The organism is Cellulosimicrobium sp. NPDC030954 (assembly GCF_055571305.1).
The window spans coordinates 118,468-131,399 of record NZ_JBVIFN010000001.1 but is presented as its reverse complement, the minus strand read 5'-3'; the positions used below and the strand labels follow the sequence as shown (position 1 = coordinate 131,399).

Below are 12,932 nucleotides of genomic sequence, written 5' to 3'. Positions count from 1 at the left end.
GCCTGGCTACGCGAGGACGAGCTCGGTGCCGCCCAGCGCGAGGTCGGCCATCGCGACGCTCTGTACGGCCGGGTCCTCGTAGGTGTTCCAGTAGTAGGTCGACGTGCGCGAGGAGAAGAGTCCCGTGTAGACGGTGATCTCGGACTCGCCCGACGCCATCACGGCGCTCCCCTCGACCATCGCGACCTGCTGCAGCGTGTGGAAGGCGCGACTGACGTTCTGCTCCTCGCTCTCCTGGGTCGGGTAGTGGGCGTTGACGTAGGCGGCGCGGACGAACCGCGACGGCGAGTAGTAGTCCCCCGGGATGCCGCGCATGTGCGAGCCCGAGCCGAACGGGGTGAGGACCGCCCCGCCCAGCTCCGTGTCCCCGGGGAAGTCGGGCGAGACGTTGAGATAGTTGCGCAGGTTCTCGTGGTGCCACCCGAACCCGGGCTGGTTGGTGAGCACGTCGACGTCGTCGTGGAACACGTGCATGCCGTCCGCCGTGTGCTCCACGACGACGGCGCGCGTCGCGTCGGCGACGATCCAGTGGAGCATCGAGCTCGGGTAGGTCTCGTTGATCGGCCGGTCGACGACCACGACGTCCTGGAGCGCGGCCTCCACCTCGTCCACCGTCGCGAACTGCGAGCACACCCACAGCGGGAGCTCGTAGGCGGCGACGTTGACCGCGCCGTCGACCGGGCCGGGCGCGTAGGCCGCGTACCCCGGGAAGTTGAGCCCCGCGACGGCGAGGCCCGCGTCGTTGCCGCAGTCGAAGTAGAGCGGCGTCCCCTCCGCCACGATGCCCATGCCGAGCGTCGCGTGGCGGATGCCGGGCACCGCGCCGAACGGCGACCTCGGCGCGTACCCGGTGGGCGTCAGCACCACCCGCTGCCCGTACCCGCTCGTCCAGTCGAGGTTCCGCGCGAGGTAGACGCTCCCCCGGCCGTCCGAGAACCTGATCCCCGTGCACATGGCGATGCCCCCGTCGTCGTCGGTCCGGCCTCGCGCGGACGCGGGCCACCGGGCACGGCACGGTGCCCGTCCACCCAGGGTAGGATCCCCGGGAGACGTTCGCCACCCGCGGGACGTCAGTGCTGGTCGGCGGCCCGCACCCGGTCGACCGCGGAGCGCATCTTGCGCGCGTTCACGGCCAGGAGCACGTCGCGGTACTGCGCGGCCCGGTGGAGCTGGCCCTTGAGGTCGTTGGACGAGGCGCGGTGCCGCAGGTCGCACGGCACCTCGACGGCGACGTACCCCTTGCGGAGCAGGTCGATCGTCATGCCGGTCTCCACGCCCCAGCCGCGCGCGAGCGGGGTCGCGGCCTCGAACGCCTCGCGCGTGAGGCAGCGCATGCCCGAGAGCGGCTGCGTCGGGGTCCACCCCGTGAGCGACTGGATCGCGCGGCGCGCGGCCCCGACGACAATCCCCCGGCCGCCGGCGCCCGGCTGCGGGGGCAGCAGCGCGATGGCGAGGTCCGCGTACCCGTCGAGCACGGGCGCGACGAGCGGCGCGGTGTTCACGGCGGTCTCGCCGAGGTCGCCGTCGATGAAGAGCAGGAGGCGCGGGGGACGGTCGGCGGCGTCGCGCATCGCGACGACGGCCGCGCCGGTCTCCATGGCGGCGGCCTTGCCGCGGTTGTGCGAGTGGCGCACGACGACGGCGCCCGCCTCGCGCGCGACGTGCTGGGTGTCGTCCTCGCTCCCGTCGTCCACGACGAGCACGAGGTCGACGTGCGGGATCGCCTTGGCCGCGCGGACCGTCGCGGCGATGCGCCGCGACTCGTCCTTCGCCGGGATGATCACGGCGACGCGCTGCCGCACCGCACGGCCGGTCCGGCCGTCGCCGACCGTCGGCCGCGGCGTGCGTGCCCGCGTGCCGGACGCCGAGAGGTACGTCGGCGGCGTGCTCGCCGCGCCCGTGAGGGCACCCGTAGGAGCACCTCGAGAAGCACTGCCCGTGTTGTTCCCCGACTCAGTCGACCGATGGTCCGCGTTCACGCCGTCCAGCCTAGTAGTGCAAAGAGTTGGCCGCAGAAGTGTCGTCGTTCCACCAGCAGATCCGCTCGGGATCTTCGCAGGACGACCGGGCTGCGTTCCCAGGTCCCCCGGATCCTACTCGACGCGACAGCCCGCCGACAGGGGCGTCGGCGGGCTGCTCGTCGGGCCGCGGGTCGGGCCGCTGGCCGGCTTCCGTCAGCGTCAGCGCAGGGTCACCTGGCGCGACACGATCCCCGCGCGCGCCCGGCGCTCGTTCGCGTCGAGCGGCTCGGTGACGGCGAGCGCCTCGGTGAGGAGCGCGTCGAGCTCCGCGACCGGGGCCTCGAGCTCGTCGGCCTCCGTCCCGCTCGGCAGCTCCCACACCGGGACGAGCACACCGCTCGACCGGAACGCGCCGACGAACTTGCCGCCGGCGAGGCCCGACTCACGCCGCGCGTGCAGGCGCGAGATCGCGTCGATGAGCGCGTCCTCCGGCTCCGGGCGTGCCCAGCGCAGGAACTCGCGCGACATGCGGCACCAGTACGCCGACGCGACGGCGTCGAGCTTGACGGTGGGCACCATGGACTCCGCCGCCTGGTCGAGCGACGCGCGCAGGTCCGGCGTGACCTCCTCGGCCGGGTCGAGCCAGAACGCGAAGTCGTCGTGGACGGTGACGTCGAACGGGACGGAGGGGTCGAGGACGTCCTGCAGGCGCGGGCCGGCGTCGGGCAGCGCGCTCATCTCGATGGACGTGCCGGGCTCGGCGTCGATCGCCTCCAGCAGCGCCGCGGCGAGGTCGCGGCTCGTGTCGCCCGAGCCCGCGAGCGTCTGGACCGCGAGGAGGATCGCGCCGTCCTGGCGGTGCAGCGCGGCCCATCCCGCGGGCAGGACGGTGACGACGGTGACGTCGCGCGCCCCGTGCTCCGCGGTCGTGCGGGCGGTCGCGGTGGCCGAGGGCACGACCTCGCGCATCGCGACCCAGTCGGTCTCGCCGGGGAGCCCCTCGAACGGGCGCAGCACGAAGTCGGGCGTGGAGTTCTTGGCCATGCGCGGCAGTCTACTGGCGCGCCGCCGGGCGGGTGCGGGGCCGCAGGCGGACGTCGGGCAGCGCGGGTGCGGGGAGCGGGCCGCCGTCGTACCCGACGACCTCGCCGTAGCGCCCGTCGCGCGCGCCCTCGGCGTAGCGCGTGCCGCCGTGGTTCGGCCCCTCCCCGCCGGTGACCACCAGCTGCGCCTGCCAGTCCGCGCGGGCGCGCGCGACGTCGTCGTGCGACCGGCCGACGAAGTTCCACCACATGACGATGTCCTCGCCGAACGGCTCGCCGCCCACGAGCACGACCCGCGCGGGGCCGTCCGGCCCGGCCTCGACGGTGAGCGTCGCACGGCCCGGGGCGACGTACCCGAGCGACGACGGCGGGACCTCCTCCCCCTCCAGGTGCACCGTCCCGTCGTCCACGAGCAGGCCGTGCTCGAACCCCGGGTCGACGTCCAGCGTCACGCGCGCCCCGGCCGCCAGGTCGACCTGCGCCCCGACGAGCGGCGAGTACGTCGTCGCGGGCGAGCGCAGCTCGGCGTCCGCGACGCGCAGGCTCCCGAGGAAGACCTGGACCCGGGCACCGGCGACGTCCGCGACCGGCAGGTCGGCGTGGTGCTCGAACGCCGGCGGCTCGTCGAGCCGGTCGCCCGGGAGCGCGACCCAGAGCTGGACCCCGTGCAGGACCGGCGGGCGGACGCCGCGCGGCGACTCCTCCGAGTGGGAGATGCCGCGGCCCGCGGTCATGAGGTTGAGCTCGCCGGGCCGGACCGTCTGGAGCGAGCCGACCGCGTCCCGGTGCAGGATCTCCCCCGCGAACAGCCACGTGACGGTCTGCAGGCCGGTGTGCGGGTGCGGCGGGACCTGCATGCCGTCGGTGCCGTCGCCGATCGCGGGCAGCGGGTCCGGCCCGTAGTGGTCGAGGAAGCACCACGCCCCCACGAGCGAGCGTGCGCGCTGCGGGATCGTGCGGCGCACCCGCATCGCGCGCGTGCCCCCGAGCGGGACGTCGCGGTGCTCGAGGATCTCCACCGCGGGCATCGCGCCGACACCCGCGCCGCCAGGGGTGCCCGCGGAGCAGACGCGCTCCTCGGGCCGGGTCTCGAGGTTGCTCATGGCACGAGCGTAGGCGCGGCGGACGGACCCGGCCCACCGGTCCGCGGACGGGTCTTCGCGTCACGGCACGCCGGCGGGAGAATGGCAACGAGGCCCCTCGGAGCAGGATTCCGAGGGGCCTCGCCGTGTCCGCGCGACCCCGGGGCGGTCGGGCCGGTGGCCCGTCGGGGCGCCGCTCGCGACGTGGCGGCCCGGCGCCCGCGCGCCCGGCCCGGATGCCCCGGGCAGGCGTGCTGACGCCGATCGCGGTCGGCCTTCCGGGTCCGGTCGGAACCTGCGCCGTCGCGCGCAGCCCCGCAGCAGGGGGTCGCGGGTCGTCCACCGTTCTCCGGTCAGCCGTGCCCTGGCGTTCGCGCCGGGCCGTCGTGCGCTCCTGGGCGGGGCCGTCAGACCCCTGCGTGCGGAACACCGTCGTCCGTCTGCGCCCGTCCGGGCCGTTAGCACGTTTGTAGTCCTCACCCGGAGGGCCTGCAAGAGTTCCCACCGATGTCATTTGGCCGGTCGCGAAGGCCACAGGTTCGTCCACAGGCGGCCCCGCGCGATTCCCACGGGACCCACAACCCTGTGGACGAAATCTGTGGACAGTTCGCGCGCGCGACACGCCCGGCTCGACCACGTCCCGCGCCCCGTGCGCACGCCGTCGCTCAGACCCAGGACTGCGTCGTCGGCGTCGCCGCCGGCGTGAGCCGCTCGTCGAGGTCGAGGTCCCGCACGACGAAGCCGCCGTCGTCGACGAGCGTCCCCGCGAGGCGCCCCTGGAGCATCGCCGCGAGCCGTGCGACGAGCACCCGTGCCCGCGAGCGCGCGATGACGTGCAGCCCCGACGGGCGCTCGACCTCGAGCTCGTACGGGTCCTGCGGGACCCACGAGACGCGGTACGCGTGCGGGCCGTGCTCGCGCCAGTCGAGCGCGCCGAGCGCGAGCGGCACCTGCGGCACGCGCTGCGCGGCCAGCCGGACCGCGCCGTCGTACGGGGTCTCGCCCGACAGCACGTACTCCGCGAGGCCGTCCGGGCGCGGGTGGACCGCCACGACGCGCGCGCTCGGGACCGTCGTCCGCAGGACGCCGAGCGCGTCGTCGGGCCCGAGGACCTGGGCGCTGTAGAGCGTGAGGTCGACCCCCGAGGCGGGGTCGGGCGTGAGCACCGTCCGGCCGTCCGCCACGACGGCGCCCCCGACGCGCCGGGCCGCCGCGACCGCCCAGCCCAGCACCTGGAGCTCGACGCCCTGCGGCAGCCCGGTCGCGAAGGCGCGCGCGAGCCCGTCGCGGTCCTCGGCGAGCGGGACCGGGGCGCCGCGCGGGGCCGGGTCGTCGACGTGCAGCGCGAAGACCTCGGCGCCCCCGCCCGCGAGGTCGAGCGCCTGCGCCTGCGGCGGCGTCAGCGGGAACGGCCCGACGGCGCGCGCACCCTCGGCGAGCCGGAGCTCGCCCGGCGCGACCACGCCGTCGGGCACCACGCCCCGGAACCGCGCGCCCACCATGGGGCGGGTCGCTCCTCCGCCGCCGGGTGGCGTCGTCCACGCCGCGTCGGCGAACCAGGCGCGCGCGAGGGTGTCCACGGGCGTGCGTGCCGCACCGCGGGAACGAGGCACCGCGAGAAGGTGCGCTCCCGCGTGCGCGTCCGGCACGAGGCCGGCGACGGTGGCGTCCATGACCGGACCGTAGGGCGTCCGGAATGCCGGGATGTTACGCCCGTGTCACGGCCGTGCGTCTCCTGCCGCTGCGGGGCCGGGTGCCCGCCGTCCGGTCAGGCGCCGACGTCGTGCAGGTGGTGGACGACGTCGTGCACGAAGTACTGGCCCAGGGTGCGCACGGTGAACACGGACCCGTTCGACCGCCGCCCGGGGCGCTCCCACTGGTCGGGGACCAGCGCGTCGAAGCGGCCCGCGACCCGGTCGCCCGCGATCGCGAGCTCGCGCGCGACGACCGCCGGGTCCTGGTGCGCGTAGTCCTCCTCGACCGCCGTCGCGTCCTGGTCCCAGTTCGCGAACCGCGGGTCGTCGCCCTCGACCATCGACTGGACGCGCACGTCGAACACCGAGAAGACGTCGCGGACGTGCGCGGCGTACTCCAGCGCGGACCAGGTCGTGGCGTCGGGGCGGACGCGCACGTCCTCGCGGCCCAGCGCGCCGACGTAGCGCGGGATCGCGTCGCGCACCGCGGCCCCCACGCGGTCGGGCGTCACCTCGGCCGCCACGAACCCGCACTCCGGGCACGGCCGCTCCATGACCCACGTCCAGTCCTTGGTGTCCGCGGGGACGGGCGGGAAGTCCGGGTCCGGGGCGGTGGCGGGGACGCCGTCGGGCGCCGCGGTCGTGTCCATGGCGGCAGTGTGCCAGACGGCGGGGCGCAGCCGTGAGGCCCGGCTGCGGCCCGGCTGCGGTCCGGCTGCGGCCCGGGGGAGCCGATTAGCGTTCTGACACGACCTCCCTATGATGTCAGCATGCCCAAGATCATCGGAGGGTCCCTCCACGAGCACCGCGCCCAGACCCGGCAGAAGCTCTTCGCGGCGCTCTCGACCCTCATGATGGACCGCGGCTTCGACGCCATCTCGCTCGCCGACATCGCCGCCGCCGCGGGCGTCGGCCGCACCGCGGTGTACAACCACTTCCCCGACAAGGAGGCCCTGCTCCTCGGGTTCATCACCCACGAGACGGAGCAGTACGTCGGGACGCTCGAGCGGGCGCTGGAGGACGTGGACGACCCGGTCGAGCAGCTCCGCACCTACATCCGCCAGCAGGCGCAGCTCAAGCGCATCTTCCACCTGGCCCCCGGCCCGGACCTGCGCACCGTGCTGTCGCGCACGACGCGCCAGCGGCTGCGCGAGCACGCCGAGCTCGTCGAGGCGATCCTGCGCCGGATCGTCGCGTCCGGCATCGAGGTCGGCGAGTTCCCCGCGCAGGACATCGACACCACCGTGCAGCTCGTCAACGCGTGCCTGTCCGGCCGGCTCGTCCCCGACGACCCGGCCGCGCGCGAGCAGGCGATCGAGGCGACCGAGGCCTTCGTGCTGCGCGCCGTCGGGGCCGACGCGTCGTCGCCCGCGCTCGCGCGCTGACCCGGCCGACCCGCTACGCCCGCCCTTCTCCCCCGAGCAGAAGCGCCCGGACAGAGGTGATTGCCGCGGCAACGGTCGCCTAGCCTCGGGAGGTGCCGACCCTCCGCCGCCGCAGGCTCCCCGACGCCCCCGCCCGGGTGCGCGCCGGGCTCGGCGCGCCGTTCCGCAACGTCTTCACCGCGAACCTCAGCTCCAGCCTGGGCGACGGCATCGCGCGCGTCGCGTCGCCGCTGCTCGCCGCCCGGCTCACCGACGACCCGTTCCTCGTCTCCGGGATCGCCGCCGTCTCGCTCCTGCCCTGGCTGTTCTTCGCGATCCCCGCCGGGGTCCTCCTCGACCGCGTCGACCGCCGGCACGCGCTCGCGCTCGCGAACGGCGCCCGCACGCTGCTCGCCCTCGGGCTCGTCGCCCTCGCCGCGACGGGCACGCTGACGATCTGGTGGCTGTACGCCGTCGTGTTCCTCTACGGCGCCCTGGAGACCGTGTACGACGGCGCGATCCGCGCGGTGCTGCCCTCGATCGTGCGGCCCGCCGACCTCCCGCGCGCGAACTCGCGCATCGAGGCGGGCGAGATCACCGTCCAGAACTTCCTCTCGGCGCCGCTCACGTCGGCGCTCTTCGCGGTCGCCGTCGTCGTGCCGCTCGGGACCGGTGCGGCCGCCTACGCCGTCGCCGGGGCGCTCGCGCTGTTCCTGCCCGCCGTCGCCGCGGGCGAGCACCGGACCGTGGCCGTCGAGGGAGCGGAGCCCGCGCCCCCCTGGTTCCGCCAGCTCGGGGACGGGTTCCGCTACCTGTGGGCGCACCCGACCCTGCGCCCGCTGTGGCTGCTCTCGATCGTCGTCGGGCTCTGCTTCTCCGCCGCGACCGCGACGATCGTGCTCTACGTCCTCGACGTGCTGGGCGTCCCGGAGGCCTGGTACGGCACGTTCCTGCTCGTCGGGGCGGCCGGGTCGCTCCTCGCGGCGGCCGTGGCGAACCCTGCCAAGGAGCGCTTCGGGACCGGCCCGACGATGGCCGTGGCGAACCTCGTCTCGACGGTCGTCCTCGTGCTCCTCGGGCTCGCCCCGCTCCTCCCGGACGCCGGCGCCGCGGTGGTCGCCGGCGCCGTCCTGTTCGCGGTGAGCTCCGGGGCGGTCACGGTGTGGAACGTCCTCGTCATGTCGCTGCGCCAGGCGATGATCCCCGGCCGCCTGCTCGGCCGGGTGCACGGCACGTGGCGGACGCTCCTGTGGGGCGTCATGCCGCTCGGGGCGTTCCTCGGCGGGCTCCTGGCCCGCGCGGACCTGGCGACGCCGCTCGTCGTCGGCGGCGGGCTGGGCACGCTGGTCGCGCTGCTGGGCTTCCGGTTCCTCGCCGGGCTCCCAGACCCGGAGGACGTGGACCAGATCTCGGACAGAGGATAGGCAAGCCTCACCTGGGTGGGTTACAGTTCCTGACGCATCGTCATGACATCGCGTCAGGACGAGCACCCCGACCCGACGCTACCCGCAGGAGCCACCCGTGACTGCTCTCACCCAGGACCTCGACCGCACCGACGAGTCCGTGCCGCTGTCCCAGCGCCTGCGCGAGGGCACGCGGCCCGAGCACGAGCAGGCCGAGAGCTCCGGGTTCGTCGAGCGCCTCATGTCCGGGCAGCTCGACGTCGCCGCGTACGCCGACCTCGCCGCGCAGCAGTGGGCCATCTACGGCGCGCTCGAGGACGCGAGCGCCGCGATGCGCGCCGACGCCCAGGGCGAGTCCCTCGTCTTCGACGAGCTCACGCGCACCCCCGAGATCGAGAAGGACCTCACGTTCCTCGTCGGCGCCGACTGGGCCGAGCGCATCACCATCCACCCCGCGACCGAGCGCTACGTCGCGCGCCTGCGCACGGTCGGTGCGTCGCTGCCCGCCTACGCCGCGCACGCGTACACCCGCTACCTCGGCGACCTCTCCGGCGGGCAGATCATCAAGCGCATGCTCGAGCGCCACTACGGCCTCTCGGGCGACGGCCTCGCGTTCTACACGTTCGTCGAGATCCCCAAGTCCAAGCCGTTCAAGGACGTCTACCGCGAGCGCCTCGACGGCCTCGTCCTCACGCCCGAGCAGCTCGACGAGACCGTCGCCGAGGCCAAGCACGCCTTCCGCCTCAACAGCGACCTCTTCGCCGACCTGGGCGCCGCCCACCCCTGACCTCGAGATAGAGCCCCGGTCGGCCGGGGCTGTGCCTCGGCGGACCACGACCCTTCCTCGAGGGAGTCGGGTTCTTCCTCGGTCGAGTGGGTTCGGTTCGCGCCGTTCGCGTGAGGCGCGTTACTCGCGAGGCGGTCGAGGCCGCCTCCAAGTCAGGTTAGGCTCGTCTTACCTGGGGCGGGCGACGGCCTCGCCGGGTCGCGCCCTCCCGCGCACCGCTCCCTGGAGACTCCCCATGCCTCACGCTGCCCGCTCCGCGCTGCACCTCGGCTCGACGACGAGCCGCTCGACGTCACCCTCGGGGCCGTCGGGCACCGCGCGCGGTCGGGCGCGACGGACGGTGACGGCGCTGGTCGGGGCGGGGGCCGTCGTCGCGCTGGGGCTCGTCGCCGCGTGCGCGCCGCTCCCCTACGAGCCGCCCGCGACGCCGTCGGCGGGGGAGAGCCAGGACGCCGCGCCCGTCGAGGCGGCGCCCGCGGAGACCGCCGACCAGACGGGCGTGCCGACCTGCACGACGCTCGGGGAGTCGCGCGCCGCGGGCGGCGGCTCCGACGTCGACCCGGCGTCGTTCCCCACCGGGCCCACGAGCGCGACGTTCGCCGACGACGCGATCCACCCGATCGCGGACGCACCGGCCCCGCAGCTCCCCGTCACGGTCGAGTCGGTCGACGGCCGGACGGTCGAGATCACCGACGTGAGCCACATCATCCCCGTCGACCTGTACGGGACGCTGGGCGAGATCGTCTACAGCCTGGGGCTGGGCGCCAACGTCGTCGGGCGCGACCTGCCGACCGGCTTCCCCGAGGCGGCGGACGTCCCCGTGGTCACGGGCGCGGGGCACGCGCTCGACGTCGAGGCGATCCTCGGGCTCGACCCGTCCGTGATCCTCACCGACGCGACGATCCTCACCGACGACGTGCGCGGGCAGCTCGAGAGCTCGGGCATCCCCGTCGTCTACTTCGACGAGGCGCGCACGCTGGACGGCGTCGACGACCGGATCCGCGCCGTCGCGACCGCGCTCGGCGTGCCCGCGCAGGGCGAGGCGCTCGTCGAGCGCACGGACCGGCAGATCTGCGCGGCGCTCGGCGCGGTCCCGCGGGACACGGGGAACCCCCGCGTCGCGTTCCTCTACCTGCGCGGGTCGAACATCAAGATGCTGTTCGGGCCCGGCTCGGGCGCCGACGACCTGATCCAGGAGGTCGGCGGCGAGGACGCCGGGACGGCGATCGGCCTGACGCAGCAGTACGCGCCGGTCACGAGCGAGGCGATCATCAGCGCCGCGCCCGACGCGTACCTCGTCATGACCGACGGGCTCGAGTCGATGGGCGGCCTCGACGCCATGATGGCGATCCCGGGCCTCGCGCAGACGCCCGCGGGCGAGGCGCGCCGCGTCGTCGACATGGACGGCTCGCGCCTCCTCACGTTCGGCCCCCGCACCGGGTCCACGATCGCGTCGCTCGTCGAGGCCTTCTACGGGGTGCCCGCGCCGGAGCTCCCGGCCTCGTGAGCACGCCCCTCACCCGTTCCCTCGGCACGCCCGAGGACGCGCCTGTACCCGAGGACGCCACCGCGCCCGACGACGCCCCCCGCTCGGGCGACCGGCCCGCCCGGGTGGGCCCCGCCGTCGGGCAGCAGCGCCGCCGGGCCGCGCGCTGGCTCATGGTCGGCCTGGGCGTCGCGCTCGCGGTGCTCACGGTCGTGTCCGGGATGACGGGTCAGGTGCCCGTATCCCCCGCGGAGGTGCTGGGCTCGCTCGCGCACCACGTCGGGCTCGACTGGGGCCCGATGCCGTCGCACCCGCAGGGCGAGAACGCACTGTGGGTCGTGCGGTTCCCGCGCGTCGTGATGGCGATCGTCGTGGGTGCCGCGCTCGCGTGCTCGGGCGCGCTCATGCAGGGCGTGTTCGGCAACCCGCTCGCCGAGCCGGGCGTCATCGGCGTGTCGTCCGGCGCGGCCGTGGGCGCGTGCGCGGTCATCGTCACCGCGGGCGCGCTCGTGCCCGGCACGTGGGTCGCCGGGGCGGCGTTCCTCGGCGGACTGGTCACGACGTTCGTCGTCTACGCGCTCGCGCGCGCCGGGGGCAGGACCGAGGTCGTGACGCTCGTGCTCACGGGCATCGCGGTCAACGCGTTCGCGGGCGGGATGCTCGCGTTCTTCACGTTCGTCGCCGACCCGGCCGCGCGCGAGCAGATCGTCTTCTGGCAGCTCGGGTCGCTCGGCGGCGCGACGTGGCAGTCCGTCGCGGTCGTGCTGCCGATCGCCGCCGTCGGCGTCACGGGCGCGATGCTCGTGCGCCGCAAGATGGACCTGCTCGCGCTCGGCGAGCGCGCCGCGCAGCACCTCGGGGTCGACGTCGAGCGGCTGCGGCAGATCGTCATCGTGCTCGTCGCGCTGCTCGTCTCCGCGGGCGTCGCGTTCACGGGAATCATCGCGTTCGTCGGGCTCGTCGTGCCGCACCTCGTGCGCATGGTGTGCGGGCCGAGCCACCGCACGCTCGTCCCCGCCTCCGTGGTGGGCGGCGCCGTCGTGCTGCTCGCCGCGGACCTCCTCGCGCGCAGCGCCGTCGCGAACGTCGAGCTGCCGCTCGGCATGATCACGTCGCTCGTCGGCGGTCCGTTCTTCTTCTACCTGCTGCGCCGCACGCGCTCGCGCCAGGGAGGCTGGGCATGAGCGACCTGCGCCACGAGGGCTCCTCGTTCCTCGGCTCGCTCCGCACCGCCGTCACCGGTGCCCGACGACGGTCCCGCCTCCCCGCGCCCGTCGCGCCCGGCGACGTGGTCACCGCCGCGCACGGCGTGTCCCTCACCCTGGGCGAGGCGCCGATCCTGCGCGACGTCTCGGTCGACGTGCGCGCGGGCGAGGTCCGCGCGCTGCTCGGCCCCAACGGGGCTGGGAAGTCGTCCCTGCTCGCCGTGCTCACGGGCGATCTGGTCCCCGAGGCCGGCGACGTCGTCGTCGACGGCCGACCGCTGCGCGCGTGGACGCCCACCGAGCTCGCCCTGCGCCGGTCGGTCATGCTCCAGCAGGTCTCGCTGAGCTTCCCGTTCACCGCCGTGGACGTCGTGCGCATGGGCCGCTCGCCCTGGCGCGGCACCCCGTTCGAGGACGAGGACGACGCCGCGGTCGCCGAGGCCCTCGCCGCGACCGACGTCGAGCACCTCGCCGACCGGCACTTCACGTCGCTGTCCGGCGGGGAGAAGGCCCGCGTCGCGCTGTCCCGCGTGCTCGCGCAGCGCACGACGCTCCTCATGCTCGACGAGCCGACCGCCGCGCTCGACCTCAAGCACCAAGAGCTCGTGCTCCAGCTCGCCCAGGCGCACGCCGCCGCGGGCGGGGCGGTGGTCGTCGTCGTGCACGACCTCTCCCTCGCCGCCGCCTACGCCGACCAGGTCACCGTCCTCGCGGGCGGCCGCGTCGTCGCCGACGGCGGTCCGCGCGACGTCCTCACCGCCGAGCTGCTGAGCGGCGTCTACGACTACCCCGTCGAGGTCGTCGACCATCCCGGTGGCGGCGCACCGATCGTCCTGCCGCGCCGCTGAAGCCCGACCGTCACCGCTCGCTCCTCGTCGCCACGAATCCTCGTCGACGCTCCCTCACC

General features: G+C 75.0%; 12 protein-coding genes. 6 read left to right on the top strand and 6 right to left on the bottom strand.

All coding sequences use genetic code 11. From position 1 onward, the window contains the following. Window positions 1–6 precede the first annotated feature (6 nt). The 6 genes from bsh to ACZ402_RS00530 all read right to left on the bottom strand — a co-directional run bounded on the left by bsh (window position 7) and on the right by ACZ402_RS00530 (window position 6,430). Complete coding sequence (gene bsh, locus ACZ402_RS00555) at window positions 7–954, bottom strand: choloylglycine hydrolase (RefSeq protein ID WP_375823844.1); 948 nt, start codon at window positions 952–954, stop codon at window positions 7–9. 116 nt (window positions 955–1,070) lie between these two features. Then, window positions 1,071–1,802: a glycosyltransferase family 2 protein gene (locus ACZ402_RS00550; protein WP_253052521.1), complete on the bottom strand. Its 732-nt coding sequence runs from the start codon at window positions 1,800–1,802 to the stop codon at window positions 1,071–1,073. Window positions 1,803–2,180: 378 nt separating this feature from the next. Next, entirely contained in the window at window positions 2,181–3,005 is an 825-nt protein-coding gene (locus ACZ402_RS00545) for a DUF5926 family protein (protein WP_375823845.1), read from the bottom strand. 10 nt (window positions 3,006–3,015) lie between these two features. After that, window positions 3,016–4,107, bottom strand: a complete 1,092-nt coding sequence (locus tag ACZ402_RS00540) for a pirin family protein (RefSeq protein ID WP_375823846.1) — start codon at window positions 4,105–4,107, stop codon at window positions 3,016–3,018. A 644-nt stretch (window positions 4,108–4,751) separates the two neighbouring features. Further along, a complete protein-coding gene (locus ACZ402_RS00535; RefSeq protein WP_375823847.1) occupies window positions 4,752–5,759 on the bottom strand; it encodes a hypothetical protein in 1,008 nt (335 codons plus the stop codon). A gap of 95 nt (window positions 5,760–5,854) precedes the next feature. Beyond that, window positions 5,855–6,430: a DinB family protein gene (locus ACZ402_RS00530; protein WP_375823848.1), complete on the bottom strand. Its 576-nt coding sequence runs from the start codon at window positions 6,428–6,430 to the stop codon at window positions 5,855–5,857. Between the two features lie 120 nt (window positions 6,431–6,550). On the opposite strand from ACZ402_RS00530, the gene ACZ402_RS00525 reads away from it, so the two are divergent. From ACZ402_RS00525 to ACZ402_RS00500, 6 genes are all read left to right on the top strand, one after another. Continuing rightward, complete coding sequence (locus ACZ402_RS00525; RefSeq protein ID WP_375823849.1) at window positions 6,551–7,165, top strand: TetR/AcrR family transcriptional regulator; 615 nt, start codon at window positions 6,551–6,553, stop codon at window positions 7,163–7,165. Window positions 7,166–7,257: 92 nt separating this feature from the next. Next, window positions 7,258–8,568, top strand: a complete 1,311-nt coding sequence (locus tag ACZ402_RS00520) for an MFS transporter (protein WP_375823850.1) — start codon at window positions 7,258–7,260, stop codon at window positions 8,566–8,568. A 97-nt stretch (window positions 8,569–8,665) separates the two neighbouring features. After that, a complete protein-coding gene (locus tag ACZ402_RS00515) occupies window positions 8,666–9,334 on the top strand; it encodes a biliverdin-producing heme oxygenase (RefSeq protein WP_375823851.1) in 669 nt (222 codons plus the stop codon). Window positions 9,335–9,569: 235 nt separating this feature from the next. Next, window positions 9,570–10,841 carry a heme/hemin ABC transporter substrate-binding protein gene (locus tag ACZ402_RS00510; RefSeq protein WP_375823852.1) on the top strand — a complete coding sequence of 424 codons (1,272 nt, stop codon included), beginning with the start codon at window positions 9,570–9,572 and terminating at the stop codon, window positions 10,839–10,841. 152 nt (window positions 10,842–10,993) lie between these two features. Continuing rightward, window positions 10,994–12,004, top strand: a complete 1,011-nt coding sequence (locus ACZ402_RS00505; protein ID WP_375824128.1) for a FecCD family ABC transporter permease — start codon at window positions 10,994–10,996, stop codon at window positions 12,002–12,004. Continuing rightward, entirely contained in the window at window positions 12,001–12,873 is an 873-nt protein-coding gene (locus ACZ402_RS00500; RefSeq protein WP_375823853.1) for a heme ABC transporter ATP-binding protein, read from the top strand. The genes ACZ402_RS00505 and ACZ402_RS00500 overlap by 4 nt, the downstream gene beginning before the upstream one ends. Window positions 12,874–12,932 lie beyond the last annotated feature (59 nt).